Origin of the sequence: Candidatus Marifrigoribacter sp. Uisw_064 (genome assembly GCF_047730175.1) — a bacterium.
Classification (GTDB): Bacteria; Bacteroidota; Bacteroidia; order Flavobacteriales; family Flavobacteriaceae; genus Marifrigoribacter.
Map to the genome: position 1 here is coordinate 105,169 of NZ_CP159833.1, position 19,050 is coordinate 124,218.

18 protein-coding genes and 1 tRNA gene are annotated in these 19,050 nt (G+C 30.6%); 9 read left to right on the plus strand and 10 right to left on the minus strand.

Going from position 1 to position 19,050, the window contains the following annotated elements; all coding sequences use genetic code 11:
• Positions 1-2: 2 nt before the first annotated feature.
• The 5 genes from ABXT64_RS00465 to ABXT64_RS00485 all read left to right on the plus strand — a co-directional run bounded on the left by ABXT64_RS00465 (position 3) and on the right by ABXT64_RS00485 (position 4,548).
• Positions 3-551 carry an AAA family ATPase gene (locus ABXT64_RS00465; RefSeq protein WP_443633429.1) on the plus strand — a complete coding sequence of 183 codons (549 nt, stop codon included), beginning with the start codon at positions 3-5 and terminating at the stop codon, positions 549-551.
• Positions 544-2,442 carry a RecQ family ATP-dependent DNA helicase gene (locus ABXT64_RS00470; protein ID WP_443633430.1) on the plus strand — a complete coding sequence of 633 codons (1,899 nt, stop codon included), beginning with the start codon at positions 544-546 and terminating at the stop codon, positions 2,440-2,442. The genes ABXT64_RS00465 and ABXT64_RS00470 overlap by 8 nt, the downstream gene beginning before the upstream one ends.
• Complete coding sequence (gene fmt / locus ABXT64_RS00475) at positions 2,442-3,392, plus strand: methionyl-tRNA formyltransferase (RefSeq protein ID WP_443633431.1); 951 nt, start codon at positions 2,442-2,444, stop codon at positions 3,390-3,392. Before ABXT64_RS00470 ends, fmt begins: the two co-directional genes overlap by 1 nt.
• Positions 3,393-3,560: 168 nt before the next feature.
• Entirely contained in the window at positions 3,561-3,851 is a 291-nt protein-coding gene (locus ABXT64_RS00480; protein WP_443634889.1) for an HU family DNA-binding protein, read from the plus strand.
• A gap of 136 nt (positions 3,852-3,987) precedes the next feature.
• Positions 3,988-4,548 carry a YqgE/AlgH family protein gene (locus ABXT64_RS00485; RefSeq protein ID WP_443633432.1) on the plus strand — a complete coding sequence of 187 codons (561 nt, stop codon included), beginning with the start codon at positions 3,988-3,990 and terminating at the stop codon, positions 4,546-4,548.
• Here ABXT64_RS00485 and ABXT64_RS00490 read toward each other — a convergent pair.
• Together ABXT64_RS00490 and ABXT64_RS00495 are read right to left on the minus strand one after the other, a co-directional pair.
• The gene (locus ABXT64_RS00490; protein ID WP_443633433.1) at positions 4,545-5,390 is read right to left on the minus strand and encodes an aminotransferase class IV; all 846 of its coding nucleotides are present in this window, start codon (positions 5,388-5,390) and stop codon (positions 4,545-4,547) included. The genes ABXT64_RS00485 and ABXT64_RS00490 overlap by 4 nt on opposite strands.
• Positions 5,391-5,452: 62 nt before the next feature.
• Entirely contained in the window at positions 5,453-5,839 is a 387-nt protein-coding gene (locus ABXT64_RS00495; RefSeq protein ID WP_443633434.1) for an START-like domain-containing protein, read from the minus strand.
• Positions 5,840-5,988: 149 nt separating this feature from the next.
• On the opposite strand from ABXT64_RS00495, the gene ABXT64_RS00500 reads away from it, so the two are divergent.
• Positions 5,989-6,062: transfer RNA gene (locus tag ABXT64_RS00500), tRNA-Met, on the plus strand.
• Positions 6,063-6,114: 52 nt separating this feature from the next.
• Here ABXT64_RS00500 and ABXT64_RS00505 read toward each other — a convergent pair.
• Both ABXT64_RS00505 and hisS read right to left on the minus strand, forming a co-directional pair.
• On the minus strand, positions 6,115-7,284 hold the full coding sequence (locus tag ABXT64_RS00505; RefSeq protein WP_443633435.1) for a T9SS type A sorting domain-containing protein: 1,170 nt from the start codon (positions 7,282-7,284) through the stop codon (positions 6,115-6,117).
• 171 nt (positions 7,285-7,455) lie between these two features.
• Positions 7,456-8,841 (minus strand): histidine--tRNA ligase, encoded by a 1,386-nt coding sequence (hisS, locus tag ABXT64_RS00510; protein ID WP_443634891.1) that lies wholly within the window; start codon positions 8,839-8,841, stop codon positions 7,456-7,458.
• Positions 8,842-8,967: 126 nt separating this feature from the next.
• Between hisS and ABXT64_RS00515 the strand changes: the two genes are divergently transcribed.
• Positions 8,968-10,206 (plus strand): ABC transporter permease, encoded by a 1,239-nt coding sequence (locus ABXT64_RS00515; protein ID WP_443633436.1) that lies wholly within the window; start codon positions 8,968-8,970, stop codon positions 10,204-10,206.
• Positions 10,199-10,732: a GNAT family N-acetyltransferase gene (locus ABXT64_RS00520; protein ID WP_443633437.1), complete on the plus strand. Its 534-nt coding sequence runs from the start codon at positions 10,199-10,201 to the stop codon at positions 10,730-10,732. Before ABXT64_RS00515 ends, ABXT64_RS00520 begins: the two co-directional genes overlap by 8 nt.
• Here ABXT64_RS00520 and ABXT64_RS00525 read toward each other — a convergent pair.
• From ABXT64_RS00525 to rpsF, 5 genes are all read right to left on the minus strand, one after another.
• Positions 10,725-11,198 (minus strand): DUF6495 family protein, encoded by a 474-nt coding sequence (locus ABXT64_RS00525; RefSeq protein ID WP_443633438.1) that lies wholly within the window; start codon positions 11,196-11,198, stop codon positions 10,725-10,727. The genes ABXT64_RS00520 and ABXT64_RS00525 overlap by 8 nt on opposite strands.
• Before the next feature lie 55 nt (positions 11,199-11,253).
• Positions 11,254-14,367: a TonB-dependent receptor gene (locus ABXT64_RS00530; protein ID WP_443633439.1), complete on the minus strand. Its 3,114-nt coding sequence runs from the start codon at positions 14,365-14,367 to the stop codon at positions 11,254-11,256.
• Between the two features lie 184 nt (positions 14,368-14,551).
• The gene (gene rplI, locus ABXT64_RS00535; RefSeq protein WP_443633440.1) at positions 14,552-15,004 is read right to left on the minus strand and encodes a 50S ribosomal protein L9; all 453 of its coding nucleotides are present in this window, start codon (positions 15,002-15,004) and stop codon (positions 14,552-14,554) included.
• Positions 15,005-15,019: 15 nt separating this feature from the next.
• Positions 15,020-15,316 carry a 30S ribosomal protein S18 gene (gene rpsR, locus ABXT64_RS00540; protein WP_443633441.1) on the minus strand — a complete coding sequence of 99 codons (297 nt, stop codon included), beginning with the start codon at positions 15,314-15,316 and terminating at the stop codon, positions 15,020-15,022.
• A 3-nt stretch (positions 15,317-15,319) separates the two neighbouring features.
• Positions 15,320-15,658, minus strand: coding sequence for a 30S ribosomal protein S6 (gene rpsF / locus ABXT64_RS00545; protein WP_443633442.1), 339 nt, complete (start codon positions 15,656-15,658; stop codon positions 15,320-15,322).
• Positions 15,659-15,877: 219 nt separating this feature from the next.
• Here rpsF and ABXT64_RS00550 point away from each other — a divergent pair, with 219 nt between their 5' ends.
• Positions 15,878-16,594 (plus strand): LytR/AlgR family response regulator transcription factor, encoded by a 717-nt coding sequence (locus ABXT64_RS00550; protein WP_443634892.1) that lies wholly within the window; start codon positions 15,878-15,880, stop codon positions 16,592-16,594.
• A gap of 1 nt (position 16,595) precedes the next feature.
• On the opposite strand, the gene priA is transcribed toward ABXT64_RS00550, so the two are convergent.
• Positions 16,596-19,046 (minus strand): replication restart helicase PriA, encoded by a 2,451-nt coding sequence (priA, locus tag ABXT64_RS00555; RefSeq protein WP_443633443.1) that lies wholly within the window; start codon positions 19,044-19,046, stop codon positions 16,596-16,598.
• Between the last annotated feature and the right edge of the window lie 4 nt (positions 19,047-19,050).

Genomic DNA, 19,050 nt, shown 5'->3' on the forward strand with positions numbered 1-19,050 from the left:
AAATGCCAAAAAAAATTGTGATTACAGGTGGACCAGGAACTGGAAAAACTAGTCTAATTAATCATTTAGATAGCAAAGGGTATAATTGCATGCATGAAATATCTAGGGATGTTATTTTAAAAGCTCAAGAAGAAGGAATCGACCAGTTATTTTTAGAAGACCCTATTTTATTCAGTAAAAAACTTTTAGAAGGTAGATTGGTTCAATTTGAAGAGGGTAATACCTGTAAAAACAACATATTATTTTACGATAGAGGTTTACCCGATATTACAGCATATATGGATTATCTTGGCACTAACTATCCAGATTACTTTAACGATGAGTGTTTAGGAAAAAAGTACCATAAAGTATTTATTTTGCCTCCTTGGGAAGATATTTATTTGCAAGACAATGAACGCTATGAAACTTTTATTGAAGCTAAAAATATTTATTCATATTTAATAGCCAGTTATAAAAAATACAATTACGAAATTCATGAAATTCCATTAGGAAGTATTGAATATAGAATTGAATATATTTTTGATCAAATAAACACAAATAGTATTGACTAATCCATTACAAATCCTAAAACATTATTGGGGCTATTCTTCATTTAAACCAATGCAAGAAGAAATAATCACTAGTGTTTTAAATGGACAAGATACTGTAGCATTATTACCCACTGGAGGAGGTAAATCTGTTTGTTTTCAGATTCCAGCTTTGGCAATGGAAGGAATTTGTATTGTGGTTTCTCCATTAATAGCTTTAATGACTGATCAAGTGAATGCTTTACAAAAAAAAGGAATTAAAGCTTTAGCTATTGTTGGAGGTTTATCTCAACAAGAAGTTAGCATTCTTTTAGACAATGCGATGTATGGAAATTACAAATTTCTTTATATTTCTCCTGAACGTTTGCGGCAAGAAATTGTACAGAATTGTATTCGTAAGATGAATGTAAATTTAATTGCTGTTGATGAAGCTCATTGTATTTCAAAATGGGGGAAAGATTTTAGACCTGCATATAAAGAAGTCCATGTTTTAAATGAATTACATCCTTTAGTTTCTAAAATTGCACTTACTGCTACAGCAACACAAGAAGTACTTACAGATACTATTTCTCAATTAAAACTTGAATTACCTGTTATATACAGAAGTTCTTTTACTAGGAGTAATTTATCATATCAAGTATTAAAAGAAGATGATAAACTTTACAGAGTTCAACAATTATTGAAAAATAATACAGGAGCAGCTATAATTTATGTTCGTAGTAGAAAAAAAACGGTAGAAACTTGTAATCAATTAAATCAGTTAGGGTTTAAAAGCACTTTTTATCATGGAGGCATCGATCCAGAAGAAAAAAAATCACGTTTAGCTTCCTGGATTAATGGTTCAATTCCTGTTATGGTTGCAACTAATGCATTTGGGATGGGTATTGATAATCCTAATGTTCGCTTTGTGATCCATATTCAATTACCAGAAAGTTTAGAAAGTTATTTCCAAGAAGCAGGAAGAGCAGGACGTGACAGTAATATGGCCTATGCATATATTGTTTATAATGAATATGATAAAATATTAATAAAGAAACAATTTATAGATTCACAACCTAGTCTAACAGAATTAAAAACATTTTACAGAACATTAAATAGTTACTTTCAAATATCATACGGAGAAGGCGAATTCACAGAACATAGCTTCGATTATAATCAATTTTGTAAAGTTTATAAATTCAATTCTATTAAGGTATATAATGGACTTAACACCCTAGACCGTTTAGGCATTTTACAATTATCTAAACAGTTTGGTAGAAAATCTATTGTTAAGTTTTTAATTCCTTCTGAAAAGATAATATCTTATTTTGAAAATGATATATTATGCTCTATTGTCGGAAAAACTATTTTAAGACTATATGGAGGTATTTTTGAAATTCCAACTCCATTAAATTTAGATTTAATTGCTTCAAAGACGAATCAGTCAATCACTGTAATTTTAGAACAATTAAAAAAAATGGAACGTGATAATGTGATTGACTTAAAACTACATATAACAGACGCAACTATCACTTTTTTAGTCCCTAGGGAAGATGATAAAACAATAAACGCGATTTCAAAAGAAGTAAATAGTTTGCTTCAAAAAAAAGAAATGGAAGTAGGTTCTGTATTGGATTATTTGGAAAATAATAAGGTTTGCAAAAGCATTCAATTAGTACGTTATTTTGATGAGAAAAATGCTGAACCTTGTGGTATTTGCTCTGTTTGTGCCAATCAAATTAAAACAACAAGTAAAAAAGAATCAAGTATCATTTCAAAAGAAATACTTTTATTACTAGAAAATTCTGAAATGAGCTCTAGAGAAATAACCGAAAGACTTATTTTTACTGAAAATAAAATAGTGCATGTTTTGCAGCAATTACAAGACATTAATAAAATAAAAATAAACACCAAAAATCAATATTACATACTATAATGAGAGATATTAGAATTGTTTTTATGGGAACACCTGATTTTGCCTTAGGTGTACTTCAAAAATTAGTTGAAGAAGAAAGAAATATAGTTGGGGTTATTACTTCACCTGATAAGCCAGCAGGCAGAGGAAGAAAACTTAGACAATCTGCTGTAAAAGAATATGCCCTTTCACAAGACTTAAAAATATTACAACCTAAAAACTTAAAAGAAGAATCTTTTTTAGAAGAACTAAAAGGTTTACATGCCAATTTACAAATTGTTGTTGCTTTTAGAATGCTTCCAAAAGTTCTTTGGGATCTACCAGAATATGGCACCTTTAACCTTCATGCCTCTCTTCTACCACAATATAGAGGTGCAGCGCCAATTAACTGGGCAATAATGAATGGAGAAAAAAAGACCGGTGTTACTACTTTTTTTATTGATGAAAAAATTGATACTGGAGCAATCATTCTAAATAAAGAAATTAACATAGAGAAAAAAGAAACTGTAGGTACACTACATGATAAATTAATGAAAGTTGGAAGTCAACTTGTTATTGAAACCGTTTCTTTAATTGAAAATGAAAACGTTTTAACTGTTAAACAAGATAAAAAAGATGATACCCTTGAAGAGGCTCCAAAACTAACTTCAGATAATACAAAAATCGATTGGTCACAGACTTCTAAAAAAATTGATTGTTTTATCAGAGGTTTAAACCCTTACCCAGCTGCTTGGACTAGTATTTTGAATAATGAAGTTGAATTAAATATTAAAATTTATGATTGTGATTTTGAAAAAGCAGATCATAATGAGCTTCCAGGGTCATTAAATATTTCTAAGAAGGAATTAAAAATTGCTTCCTTAAATGGATGGATAAATATTAAAGAATTAAAGGTTCCTGGAAAACGAAAAATGGATGTAAAATCCCTCTTAAATGGATTTAGCTTTGCTCAAGATGCAAAAGTCTTGTAAAGCCTTACTAACACTCATTTTTTAGAAATCCAGTAAAAACAGGGCTACGTTATTAACAAACACCGCAACTTATCAACAAAAAACGCGATTTAGCTCGTCATTACTTGCGTGAACCGATATTCCTTATAAATTTGTAGAGCAGTTAGTTGAAGAATAACTAACAATTTAATTTTTAAAAACAAATTTATGAACAAATCAGATTTAATCGATGGAATGGCAGCAGATGCTGGAGTTACAAAAGCAGCAGCTAAAAAAGCATTAGAATCTTTCTTAGGAAACGTTCAAGGATCACTTAAACAAGGAAACAGAGTTTCTTTAGTAGGTTTTGGATCTTGGTCAGTTAATAGAAGAGCTGCAAGAGATGGTAGAAACCCACAAACTGGGAAAACTATTAAAATCGCTGCTAAAAATGTAGTGAAATTTAAGGCAGGTTCTGATTTAAGCGGTAGTGTAAACTAGTACTTAAACAATTTATCATAAAAGCCCTTCTTTTAACAAAGAAGGGCTTTTATTTTTAAGTATTTTTCTAAATTCAATGTTTATGATTGGTTTTTAAAAAATTAATTCATAGTTTTAATTTATATTAACTAACCAAATGACTTCTTTAAAACCTGATAAGGGATTATTATTAGTAGCAGAACCTTCCATTATAGGGGATATATCCTTTAATAGGTCTGTAGTACTATTAGCAGAGTTTAATGATAATGGATCTGTAGGCTTTATATTAAATAAACCTCTTCAATACCAATTAAAAGATTTTATACCAGATATTGAATGTAGTCTCCCTGTTTATAATGGAGGCCCTGTTGAACAAGACAACCTTTATTTTATTCATAAAATTCCAGAGTTAATACCAAATAGTATAGAAATATCAAATGGTATTTATTGGGGCGGCGATTTTAAAGAGATATTGAGTTTATTACAAAATGATTTACTTAATGAAACACAAATACGCTTCTTTTTAGGATATTCAGGGTGGGCAAATAATCAACTAGAACAAGAATTGCAAATTAATAGTTGGGTAGTGATCAATAATGAATACAAAAATGATATAATAGGGAAAACTAACCCTAACTTCTGGAAAGAAAAAATGATTGAATTTGGGGGTAATTATATTTTATGGTCAAATGCTCCTGAAGATCCTAGTTTCAATTAACCTAATCTCGCTTTTACATTTAGTTTTGCCAGAATATCTTTAGCTACTTTATTATCAAACTCCTTCTTGCGGTACTTTGTAATAGGTTGAATTCCAACGATAACATTAGTTATAAATATTTCGTCAGCTTTTTGTAATTCAAAAGGAGAAATAGAGACTTCCTCAAAAGTATAATTTGATATTTGTACTAGTATAGAAATCAATTGTTTTCTAATGATCCCTTTTAAACAACCATCCTTTAAAGGAGGGGTTTTAATATGGTTTCCTTTCACTAAAAATATATTACCATTTAATGCTTCAACTACTTGTTTATTTTCGTTTAAAATCAAACAATTTTGCAAATCATTTTCTTTAGCATAAATACTCCCTAATACATGAATTAATTTTGAATTTGTTTTAATCGTCGAAAGTAAGCCTGAATTAATATAATGATCTTTAAAAAGGTCAACTTCATAATTCTCTTCATTTAGCATATAAAATGAAGCATCAATAGTTTCAAATGAAATGCAAAAATCTACTTCATTAGTAGTGGGCGTATACTTACCACCTGCCTTTCTCCATACTAAAATTTTTATTCTAAAAGTTTGATTAGTATCTGAGGATGTTTGTATTAATGAACGTATTTTTTCTTCTAAATACTCCATTGTAAAATTCATAGGAATCTCTAGACGTAGAATTCTCATAGAAGACATTAACCTAAAGTAATGATCTTCCCAAAAAAGAATTTTCCCTGCAGAAAATTTAATGGTTTCAAAAACAGCATCTCCATATTGAAGACCTCTATTGTTTACTAACATATTTTCTTCGCTGTGTTTTACTATTTCTCCGTTAAAATTAATCATAAAAAAACCGTCTTATTAATTATTTAAAAGACGATTCAAATATACTATATTAATAAAGTTTTTTAAACAGATCCTAAAATTTGTTTAAGGTTTGAAATCATGTTTTCCCACAATAACTTTCCTTCTTCTACTTCATCATCTTCAGCGAAATCTGTAACCATTATAGAAACATCTTTTGTTATTTCATCCACTTGTATTCTCATTTCAAAATAATAATCAGTTCCCTCATCTTCTAGCCATTGAAAGCGTATAAGTTCACCTTTCTTTTTCCCATATAAAATAGCTTCTTCTTCGCTACCTTCCCAGATAAAAGTGAAGTTTTCACCTCTAGAGTTTACATTGTCAGCATACCATTCTTGCATACCAGAAGGAGTAGAGATATATTGATATAATAAAGCTGGAGAAGCGTGAATAGGGAACTCCATTTCATACTTAATTTTTTCGCTCATTTTTGTTTTAGTTAGCTTCACCCCAATATATAGATTAATTCGTTATTGTAAAAGAAACAATGCATAATATTTTAATTATTTTTTTTATAAAAAACAGCTGTAATATTTGCACTGAGACTTTTTGTTTATATATTTGCCTTCGCAAAAATGGCGTGGTAGCTCAGCTGGTTAGAGCGCAGCATTCATAATGCTGAGGTCGGGGGTTCGAGTCCCCCCCACGCTACAAAAAACCCCCTAAATTAGGGGGTTTTTTATTTATAATTTCTTTGTTATTATTATATCTTCGCTACCTTAAGGACTTTAAATCTTTTATTTGAAGATATTCTTATAAAATAGTGATCCGATTTTAAATTAGAAATATCTAATAAATATGATTTTGTTTGAAGGTTTGTTGTTTGATATCTTCTCCCTAACACATCAAATATTTCGATTTTAGTAATTTCATCTATAGATTCTAAAAATAAATGATCTCTTACCGGGTTAGGGTAAAATTGAACTTTTAATTCTTCTGAATCAGAAATTGATAAGTTTTTAATATACGTTATTTCCGCAGTATTAGTAATAATAGCGCTATTGAAATCAAAGTATATACTTGCTCTATTACGTATAACATCTCCAATATTTAAAAGCCCTATAATTGGTTTTACTTTAAATACTACAAAACCCTTACTCCCGTCTCCATCATCTTCTTCCGTAGGTAAATTAATGTTATTATATATAAATTCTATAGAATTTTCATCCATAACGACATTCACATCATGACTTGTAGATATTCTTTCAAATGTACTCCAATCTAATTTTTCTTCTAAATCATCATGAACTCTTACATTTATTGCTGTAGCAGTTCCAATATTCTGAAAACGAATAATAAAATGAAGAAAATCACCAGATTTATCAATTGTAATTTCTTCACCTTCTAAAATTCTTTTGTCATTTGGGTCAAACGAGTTTACTATAGTTTGAGATAACTCAAAAATAGTCTCAGTTGGTTCTTCGTTACCAGTGACAGGTGTAATTTCAGCATAAAAATTTAAAATATCTCCATTTTCTACAACTGGGGGTTGGAATACTGAAAAATCTATATTAATATATCTTTTTTCTGAAGGCTCTAAATTAGTGAAACTCCAACGCATTGAGTTACCATTGGATGATTCTACCGAAGGTGAAGCTGTATCATATTCTAATTTTGAAATATCGAAAGACAATTCGATTTTACCATCAACATTTATTCTTCCAATATTTTCATAAACAATTTGATAAGAAGTTTCAAATCCAGGACGAGCATCGTCTAGTGGTATTAATACGATACTAACATTAGAGTCTAATATCTTTATTTCTGAAGATGTATTCTTATTTATTCCTTCACATAAGTTTGTCCCAATAAAACCATGAGCATGTAAAAACAAGCTCTGACAAAAAAGAAATAATAGTAAAAGTTTTTTCATATAAACTTAAACCTGTTGGTTAGTGGGTGAATATATAAAATCTTTTGCTTAGTAATACTATATTTTTTAGATATAGTCTAATTAGTTATAAATATATTATACACTTTAATGATAAATATTCATTAAAATCATTAAAAAACAACGAATTTCTCAAAATATTTAAAATATTTATTAACTCTGAAGAATCTCTTGTAATTCATTAAAATCTACACTCTTTTGATCTCCACTTTTCATGTTTTTTAGTGTAAAAGATTGATTTTCTATTTCCTTATCCCCTGCTAAAATTACAAAAGGAATATTTCGTTTATCTGCATAGCCCATTTGTTTTCCCATTTTAGCAGCATCAGGATATAATTCACTAGAAATACCTGCATTTCTTAATTTTGAAACCGCTTTCATAGCATACAAGGATTCTGACTCTCCAAAATTTATAAATAGCACTTTGGTATTGGATATTACTGTTTTAGGAAATAAGTTAAGTTCTTCCAATACTAAATAAATGCGATCTAAACCAAAAGATATACCTACACCACTCATATTTTTTAATCCAAAAATACCAGTTAAGTCATCATACCTTCCTCCTCCGCCAATACTACCCATTTTAACACCTTCTGGAGGTGTGACTTCAAAAATAGCACCCGTATAGTAATTAAGCCCTCTAGCAAGGGTTACATCTATCTCTAGGTTAGCAGACTTTAAAGAGAGCTCTTCTATTGTATTGGTGATAAATTCTAATTCTGAAATTCCCTTTAATCCAATTTCTGAAGAAGCCAATAAAGATTTTAATAAGGTTAATTTTTCAGAAGCATTTCCAGCTACTTTAAATAAAGGCTGAAGTTTGTGTATAGCATCTTCTGAAATACCTTTAGATATCATTTCAGTAATAACACCTTCCTCTCCTATTTTATCTAACTTATCTAAAGCTACTGTAAAATCAATTAATTTATCTTCAGCTCCTATTACTTCAGCAATTCCACTTAATATTTTTCTATTGTTTAACTTAATGGTTACGCCCTTTAAATTCAAGGTATCAAAAACTTCATCATATAATTGTACCAATTCGACTTCTTGCCAAAGTGAATTTGATCCAACGACATCTGCATCGCACTGATAAAACTCCCTAAAACGGCCTTTTTGTGGACGGTCTGCTCTCCATACTGGCTGAATTTGATAGCGTTTAAAAGGAAATGTAATCTCGTTTTGGTGTTGTACTACATATCTAGCAAATGGAACTGTAAGGTCGTAGCGAAGTGCTTTTTCTGAAATATATTTTGTTAGCTTTTTACTATTCCTTTCAGAATACTCTTCATCGCTTATTGCTCTTTTGTTTGGATTCAAATAATCACCACTATTTAATATTTTAAATATTAAGCGATCCCCTTCTTCTCCGTACTTACCCATTAAGGTGTCACTATTCTCAAAGGAAGGTGTTTCGATAGGCTGAAAACCATAGGTTTTAAAACTAGTGCGTATTATATCAAAAATATAATTTCGTTGAACTACTTCTTGTGGAGAAAAATCTCTGGTTCCTTTTGGTATAGAAGGTTTTTGTGCCATGGTAATTTGATAGGTGCTTTTCAATGCAAATATCTTAATTTCTAATAGAATTAGTAAGTAATTTTAAAATAATAGTAACTTTACACATTGTTAGTAGTCTAATGATAAAAGAAATAGTTATTATTTATGTTTTCACTATTAAGAGAGAATATCCGAATTGCTCTAGATTCAATTAGAGGTCAGCTACTTAGAACCATTTTAACAGTTGTTATTATAGGCATAGGGATTTGGGCTTTAGTAGGTATTTTAAGTCTTGTCGCAGCGCTTGAAAATACCATTTCTAAAAATTTTGCCTCAATGGGCTCGAATACTTTTAATATTCAACGGTATGATTTTAACGTACAACGCAATGGAGGAGAACGAGAAAAGGTAAATCCAATTATTAGTTTTCAGAACATTCGTGAATTTGTTGATGCATATAAATACCCATTAACACAGACTTCTGTTTCATTTAGAGGTACTGGTTTAGCTGAAGTTAAATACGAAAGTGAAAAAACAGATCCTGAAGTTCAAGTCTATGGAGTCAATGAATATTATTTAGATAACACAGGGACTAATATTGAAAGAGGAAGAAATTTTAATGTTTTTGATACTCAAAATAACAATAAGGTTTGTTTATTAGGGTCAGATTTTGAAAAAGGCATCTTTAAGGGAGACGATCCTATAAATAAAACCATAAGTATTAGAGGAATTAAATTTAAGGTTATTGGAGTTCTTGAATCTAAAGGCTCTACGTTTGGAAATAATCAAGATTTAAAAGTATTAATTCCAATACAAGTGGCTCGTGGGATCTATACCCAACCAAATATTAATTATACGATTAGTATTATGGTTGGTGATAAAGACATGCTAGATACTGCGCAAGATGAAGCTATAATTACTTTTAGGAATATTAGAAAATTAAATCCGATAGAAGAAAATAACTTCGGAATGGAACGAAGTGATGATTTAATTAATAGAATAACGAGTATCACAGGTTATTTAGAAAAAGCTGCATGGATTATGAGTATCATTACAATTCTAGGGTCTTCAATAGCATTAATGAATATTATGCTAGTTTCAGTAACAGAACGAACTAGAGAGATTGGAGTGAGAAAAGCATTAGGCGCTAAAAATAAAACAGTTGCTACTCAATTTTTTATTGAAACAATAGTGATTGGCCAATTTGGAAGTATTTTAGGGATTATCCTTGGAGTATTAACAGGGTTGATTTTAGCTACCGCATTTGATTTCGTGTTTACAATACCATGGACAGCTATGATTGCAGCTACGATTATCACTTTTCTTGTTGCTGTGGTTGCAGGTTCTTATCCTGCTTCTAAAGCTGCAAAACTAGATCCAATTGAAAGTTTACGTTATGAATAACCAAATAGGGAGTTGCCCCTTATTGTCTTCTGAAAGATTGCTTTTAAGAAAAATTAACCTAAATGATGCTAATGAAATCTTTTATTTAAGATCTAATTCTGAAGTAAATAAATATATAATAAGACCACTTTATAAAGAAATTGAAGAAGCAGAATCCTTTATTTTAAATAGAAGTGAAGATATAGAAGCTAACAATTTGTTTGTTTGGGCAATTACACTTAAAGGTAGTCCTAAACTTATAGGTTCAATTTGTTTATGGAATATAGATTGGACAAAAAAATATGCTGAAACTGGATATGATCTTCATCCAGATTTTCAAAAACAGGGAATCATGAACGAATCCATGAAATTAGTGCTAGACTTTGGGTTTAATCTACTTCAACTTAATACAATTGAAGCATTTACACATAAAGATAATTTAGGTTCAATTCAATTATTGAAACGTAATAATTTCACACACGAAATAAATAGAATCGATGAGGGGTTTCCTCATAATATTATCTTCAGTTTAGATCGATCTAAATAGTGATTATTTTTTCAAAAAAGTTAAACAAAGCACCTTTAGTAATAACAGCACCTTGTTTAATTAATGAAAATATATCTGCATTTTTATCGTCCGAATAATCTTTAGAAGCAGTATAGAATTCTACATCGTCAGTACTATAATTTTCTTTTAACCATTTATAACCTTCAGCTTTTGTAATATCTATTTCAGTAGTAAGGACTCTTAAAGTAATAAGAGTTGTTTTTTCTTCAGCCATGTGAAATAAAAATAATTGTTGGGGAGAAATATTTTCAAGAAAACTAACATTTTGCAACACACCTTCCCAAATAAGATCACTAAACACATCTAATTCCATTTCAGCCATTTCTGGACTGTTTACTTTTAAGTTAGACCATTCATCTGCCGTAATTGATTGAGTTGCTAAAAAGTTAATAAACTCTTGCTGAAGTTCTTCAAATTGTTCTTTTGTAAGTCTTGTGTATTTCATAAAATAAGCGCCCCTGATTTAGAGGCGCAAATTTATAAATAATTTAAATTAAAATCTAGAAAATATAACGTAAACCGAATTGCATTTGCCATCTAGATAATAAGGTAGAGTCATAACCAAATGTTTCAGTTAAATTAGGATCGAATGTATAAATAGGTGAGCTAGTTTCAGCATCAACTGCAACACCAATAGGCTGTACATTATTTGGCTGTTGTGTTAACCCCCATTCAGAACTAATTAAATTTCCGACATTTAAAATATCAATACTAAATTGAATAGTATGTGTTTTATTTTCAGACACTTTGAAATTATAATCTTGTAAGAACTTTAAATCCCATTTCCCTCTCCAAGGAGCAATAGCGCCATAACGTTCCGCATATTGTCCTCTACGATCACTCAAGTAATCATCTTGTTCAATATAGGTATTGAAAGCATCAGCTTGTCCTTCTCCAGAAAATTGCATTTGACTAATTTCACCAGCAGTTGGAATATATAGCAAATCATTTAAATTAGAACCGTCTCCATTAATATCTCCTCCATAAGTATAATTAAATCGTCCCCCTCGAGCATATTCAAAGAAGGTAGAAATTGTACTAGCCCAAGAACCATTTCCATATTTCCATTGCTTACTTGCTACCCCAATAATTCTATGCGTATTACCATATTTAGAATAACTTAATTGATCATTATTTACATTTCCTAAAGCAGCATTAAAAGCAAAAGCATCTCCTGTGATTTCAGCTTCAATTGAGTTAACGTCTTTAGAATTTAAATAATTATAAGCAAGCATTGTATAATACCCTTCCCCAAATGTTTTTTGAGCTTTTATTGAAGCATTCCAAATTCTTCCTTTGTCTGAATTTGTAAACACATAGGCATTATTAATTATATCATCTGAAGTATAAATAGGTCTATTATCAACTCCTCCTAATGTTCCTGAAGGTGGTAATAATCCCCAATTTTGAACATGAGCTCCATTGATATCTTTTGTATAGGAAACATCTCCTGTAAGGATTAGTCCATTTTCAAATTTATAATCTGTACCAATATTGGTTCTCCATACTTGTGGAAATTTAAAATCTGGGTCCACAGCATTTAAGAAAAATACCTCCGGATTAGCTATTTGATTTCCAATCCACACAAATGGCAAACGTCCTGTAAATACTCCTGTCCCTCCACGGATTTGGAGTGTACTGTTGCCTTTTACATCATAATTAAATCCAACTCTTGGAGAAATTAACCATTGATTTGTTGGCATTTTTGTATTGTCTATAAAAACAGTTTCTCCTGTATTTGGATTCACGTAAGGTATAGTGGGAACATTACAACAAGCATTGTCTATTACATTTTGTGCTTTGTTAGAAGTATCAAAATATAATGGTTTATCGAAACGAATTCCATAAGTTAATTTAAAAATATCACTTACATTCCATTCATCTTGTGTATAAAACGCTAATTGACCTACATTGGTTTCAGCCATAGCCCAACCGTCTTGACTTGAAATAGAAGCATGAGAAGACATAGCATCATCGAACATACCTTGTAAAGCTCCTGAATCAGCTAGTCCTTGAAATTCTTCAATACTTGACGTTGGGAAAAACACCCCTTGTGCTCCATATACTCCAAGATTGAATGAATTATCAAATTCAAATTTTTCGTACGAAACACCTACCGTATAGGTATGGTTTCCTTGGAAAAAACTCAAATTATCAGACATTTGAAAAACTTTTTGATCTAATTGATTATTAATAGAGAAAGGTTCATGCCCTGCGATAATATAATTTGAACCATCTTTTGTTATTGTAATAGAAGGTGCTGGAGTTGAAAACGGATTTCTGAAATCATTGAAATGCGTATATCCCATTTGAAATTTATTTGAAACATTTCCTTCCAAAGAAGAATTTAATTCCATTTGAATGGACTGTAATTTATTATTTATTTGATAGCCTGCATTTTGAAATTGTAAGGTTGAAGCACTTGGTCCTCTAAAACCTAAAGCAGTTGGATGTGCAGGTTTATCTTTTGAAGCATCTAAAAAGTTATAAATAATCGCTAATTGATTATTATCGTTAATATTCCAATCTAATTTAAAGATCCCTTTAGTTGATTTAGTTTCATGGGTAAATCCTTCATAAGCTCCTGGATCATAACCTACACCCAACAAGGCATCTCTAACCATAATTAAATCACTTTCAGAAACACGTGATTCACTTATATCGCCAGTACCTCTATTTGGTAACCATGATTGTCCAAGATCTTCTCTATCATCTTTTTCAAAATTTGCAAAGAAGAATAATTTATTTTTTACAATTGGTCCACCGAAACTAGCTCCAAATTGTGTTTGACTTAATTTAGGTACAAAAACGTCATCTCCTTTTACTTTACTTCCTGTAAAGTCTTCATTTCTATAAAATCCATAAAAAGTTCCATGAAAATTATTCGTTCCACTTTTTGTAACAGCATTAACCGCAGCTCCTGTAAAGCCAGATTGCCTAACATCGTAAGGTGCCGTAGAGATCTGTATTTGATCAATAGCATCTAAGGAAACTGGCTGAGCATCGGTTTGTCCTCCTGGTGTGGCAGCATCCAATCCAAATGGATTAGTGAAAATAGCTCCATCTAATGAAAAGTTATTGAATTGATCATTTCTACCACCAAATGAACCATTACTTGCTGAAGGATCTAAACGTGTAAAATCTGCAGCGGATCTGGATATAGAAGGGAGTCTTGTAAGTTCGCGTCTTCCAACATTAGTTTCAGCACCTGTACGATCAGTCCCAAAAGTACCAGGATCTCTCGTAGCAGTAATTACAACTGCTTCTAGTTCTTCACTATCTTCAGACATCGTAACATCTAGATTATAGGTTTTACCTAAGGTTAGTTGAATATTATCAAAGGTTTGACTCTTATAACCTAAGTAACTAACGGTGAATGAATAAGGCCCACCAACTCTCATGTTTAAAAGATTATAACGTCCATCAAAATTAGTGATAGATCCATACTTTGTTCCTGATGGTGTATGTACAGCAACAATATTAGCTCCTGAAAAAGGTTCATTATTAGTATCCACAACAACCCCTCTTATACTAGATGTTGTAACTTGTCCTGAAGCACTTGTTATACTAAAAATGAAAAGTGCCGCACAAAGTAAATTTTTGAATATTTTCATTGGTTATTAATTTGTTTTGGTTTCTATAAATGTAATTAAATTAAAGGACCTTATTAAATTTTTTTATTAACAACAAATGTTAACTAAAACTCTAATAACCAATAATGTTGTTTATTTAGAAATGGTTGTAAATAAAAGAAGCCTTAACAATTGTTAAGGCTTCTTATTATATTGTGGTGAAAAACTATTTCTTTTCAGCCACTACATCGAAAGTGAAGTTTGAAATAACTTCTCTATGAAAACGAATTGTTGCTTCATATTGTCCTGTACGTTTAATAATACCACCTGCAATAGAAATAAATTTCTTATCAATTACAACTCCTTCTTTTTCAAGAGAGTTTGCAAGGTTTGCATTATTAATAGATCCAAATAATTTATCTCCTTCTCCAGCTTTAGAAGCAATTTTAATTTCTAAACCGTTAAGCTTATCTGCTTCTTTCTGTGCATCTCCAATGATCTTCTTTTCTTTAAATGCTCTTTGTTTTAAAGTTTCATTTAATACTTTCTTAGTAGATGGGGTTGCTAAAACTGCTAATCCTTGAGGGATTAAAAAGTTTCTTCCAAATCCATTTTTCACAGTAACTAGGTCATCTGTAAAACCAAGATTTTCTACGTCTGTTTTTAATATAAGTTCCATATTCCTATCTACTTTTTATTTTAATAAATCAGCCACATATGGCATTAATGCCAAATGACGTGCTCTTTTTACTGCTACAGCAACTTTACGTTGGTATTTTAAAGAAGTTCCAGTTAAACGTCTTGGTAAAATTTTACCTTGTTCGTTAATAAACCTCATTAAAAAATCTGAATCTTTATAATCAACATATTTGATTCCAGATTTTTTAAACATGCAATATTTCTTTGCCTTGTTTGTTTCTATATTAAGTGGAGTAAGATATCTTATCTCACCACCTTTTTTTCCTTTTGCTTGTTGTTCTATAGATCCCATAGCTTATGCAGTTTTTTTGTTACGCACTCTTCTTCTTTCGGCCCATGAAATTGCATGTTTATCTAAGCTTACAGTAAGAAAACGCATGATACGTTCATCTCTTCTAAATTCAACTTCTAATTCGTTGATAGCTTCACCTGGAACAGTGAATTCAAATAAATGGTAGAAACCACTTTTTTTGTGTTGGATCGCGTAAGCTAATTTTTTTAGCCCCCAATCTTCTTTGGATATCATCTTAGCACCTTTAGAAATAAGATTGTCTTCGTATTTCTTTACTGTTTCCTTTATCTGTTCTTCAGACAAAACGGGATTTAAGATGAAAACAGTTTCATAATGATTCATAAAATCTATTTTAATTTATTAATTTAATTCTTAGCTTCTTGCCAAGAGCGTGCAAAAATACTAATTATTTATCATATCTCAATCCTAAATAATTGAATATTTTTTTCCTACATATTCCTTACAATTCCTTAAAAGTATAGCTAGTTTTTCGATAAAAGTTAAAAAAACTTGTCATTCATCGATATTTTGACTATAATTGCTATAGATAAAAAATCTAAAATTGTGGATAAACCAATCTTAAAATGTGCTATTGTTGACGATTCAACATTGCAAAGACTTTCTATTGTTAAATTAATAGAAAATCATCCATCTTTAAATCTTATTGCTGAATACAATAATGCTATTGAGGCTAAAATGGGTTTAACTTCCACTGATGTAGATTTAATCTTTTTAGATATAGAGATGCCTATCTTATCTGGTTTTGACTTATTAGATGATTTAACGCTAAAGCCTCAAATCATTTTTGTTACAGGTAAAACTAAATATGCCTTTAAAGCATTCGATTATGATGCTGTTGATTATTTAAGAAAGCCTATTTCTAAAGAGCGCTTTTTAAATGCTGTACATAAAGCAATTACCAACTTTAAAATGAAAAATGAAGATGGTTTTGATGATGAAGATTTCATATTTGTAAAAAGTAACCTTAAAAAGAGAAAAGTATTTCTGAACGAACTAAGATATATTGAAGCACTAGGAGATTACGTAAAACTAGTTACTGAACATGATGCTTTAGTCGTACTTTCAACAATGAAAGCATTTGAAGCTTTACTACCAAAAGAACGTTTTTTAAGAATTCACAAATCTTATATTGTAAATCTTGATAAAGTAGAACGTTACAATAGTAAAGTAATTGAATTAGACAATGAACAATTACCACTAAGTAGAAATAGAAAAACAGAATTAGTTGCAGCTCTTTCTGCTACTATGCAACGATAATCTAATAATTATCTACATCTATTATAGTTCTAATACTGGAAAATTCTTTTATTAGTTTAAAACTTCGGTCTACCTTATTCATAAACAATTTTGTTTTTGTTAATGATTGACCTTTTGGAATCTTAATTAATACATGCGTAATAAATAAATTTCGAACTCTTCCAACTGAAGGAGCTTCGGGTCCTAAAACATTTTCTGTCAAATTCATTTTTAATGCTTGCGTATACCATAATGCGCCTTTTTGCATTTTTGCATAATTACGGTCTTTAAAAGTAATTTTTATCGTTCGAAAATGTGGTGGATAATTATATTGATGACGTTCTTCCAATTGTTGTTCAAACATCCCTTTATAATCATTAATGCTTACTTGTTGTAAAATTTGATGATAGGGATTAAAAGTTTGTATCAATACCTTTCCTCTTTTTTTGGTTCGCCCTGCCCTACCTGAAACTTGTTGTAATAATTGAAAGCTTCGTTCATGTGCTCTAAAGTCTGGAAAATTTAATAAGTTATCTGCATTTAAAACTCCCACTAAGCTTATATTTCTAAAATCTAAGCCTTTAGCTAACATTTGAGTACCTACTAAAATATCGATTTTTTGTTCCTCTAATGCTTCAATTATTTTGGCATACGCATGTTTTTTACGCATGGTATCTTGGTCCATCCTTGCAATAGAGTATTCTGGGAATAGCTCTTTTAATTCGACCTCAATTTGTTCGGTGCCAAATCCTTTTGTGTCTAGAGTATCACTGTGACAAGCCATACAGGAAATCAACATAGCCATATGATGTCCACAATAATGACATCGTAGTTGATTTTTATATTGATGATATGTTAAACTAACATCACAATTAGGACATTGTGGAGATACTCCACAAGTAGAACATTCAACCACAGGAGAATAACCACGTCTATTCTGAAATAAAATAACTTGTTCTTTATTGTCAAGAGCCTCCTGTATTTCTTCTAATAATCGATCGCTAAAATGATCTTTCATTTGTTTTTTACGATGCTTCTCTTTAATATCTACCAGTTCTATCTCTGGCATTAAGACATTCCCATACCGTTTATTTAGCGTTACTAATCCATACTTTCCTTCTTTGCTATTAATAAAACTTTCCAATGATGGAGTCGCAGAACCCATCAATATTTTTGTTCCATGAAGTTTTGCTAAAACAATGGCACTATCGCGTGCATGATATCTGGGTGCTGGATTATATTGCTTAAAAGTAGTTTCATGTTCTTCATCAACAATGATTAATCCTAAATTATTAAAAGGTAAAAACAAAGAAGACCTTGCGCCTATTACAATTTGTGCTTTTTGTTTATTCTCTAGAACGTTTTTCCATACTTCAACACGTTCATTTACTGAATACTTAGAATGATATACTGAAATACTTTCACCAAAGTATTTTTGCAATCTGCCAATTAACTGTGTTGTTAAAGCAATTTCAGGAAGCATATATAAAATTTGCTTCCCTTCTGAAATTAGTTCTTTTATTAACTGAACATAGACTTCTGTTTTTCCACTTGAAGTCACCCCATGCAGCAATGTTATATCTTTAGTTTTAAACGAATCCTTTATTTCATTAAAAGCAATTTCTTGATCTTCACTTAATGCTTTTATTTCAGAAGCAGCATCCCCTGTGTATTCAATTCTATCTTTTTGTATAAAATACGCTTCTAATATTCCTTTATCAATCAATGTTTTAATCACAGAGGCTGTTACTTCACTCTTTTGCTGAAGAAACAAAGACTCTACAGGTTTTTTATCCTGTACCGATAACATAAACAAAGTCATTAATACCTGCCTTTGTTTTGGAGCTCTCGTAAGTGTTTCAATAAGCTCTTTTAATTTTTCTTCTGAAGTAAATTCTACAGAAAGCTTAATGTATCTTTTTAGTTTTGGAGTGTATTTTTCATATATTTCTTCTTGAACTTCAATAATACCTTGTTCTAATAATTTCTGAATAACAAGAACTACATTTTTTCTATCTAGAATAGAGCGTATATCATTGATGTGCAAAGAAGATTGATGTAATAAAGCCTCGTATACTAAAAATTCATCATCGCTAAACTTTGTATCATCTCTAGGTTCTTTTGAAACTAGTGCGATAATGGTTTCACTTTCAAGTAAAAATGCATTTGGCAAGGCAGCACGCATTACCTCGCCCATCGTACACATATAATACGAAGCAATCCACTGCCAATGTTTTAATTGAAACAAGTTAACTAAAGGAGCATTATCTAATATCTGATCGATCGATTTTGTTTCATACGCTGGTGGTGGATCTTTATGAACTTTAATAACAATACCAGTATATATTTTTGTTTTACCAAAAGGGATTGCAACACGCATTCCAATTTCAAGCAAGTGGGCTTGTTCCTCTGACACGTGATATGTAAAGGCTTGCTGTAAAGGAATTGGTAGAAGTGCATCTATAAAATACAAAAGG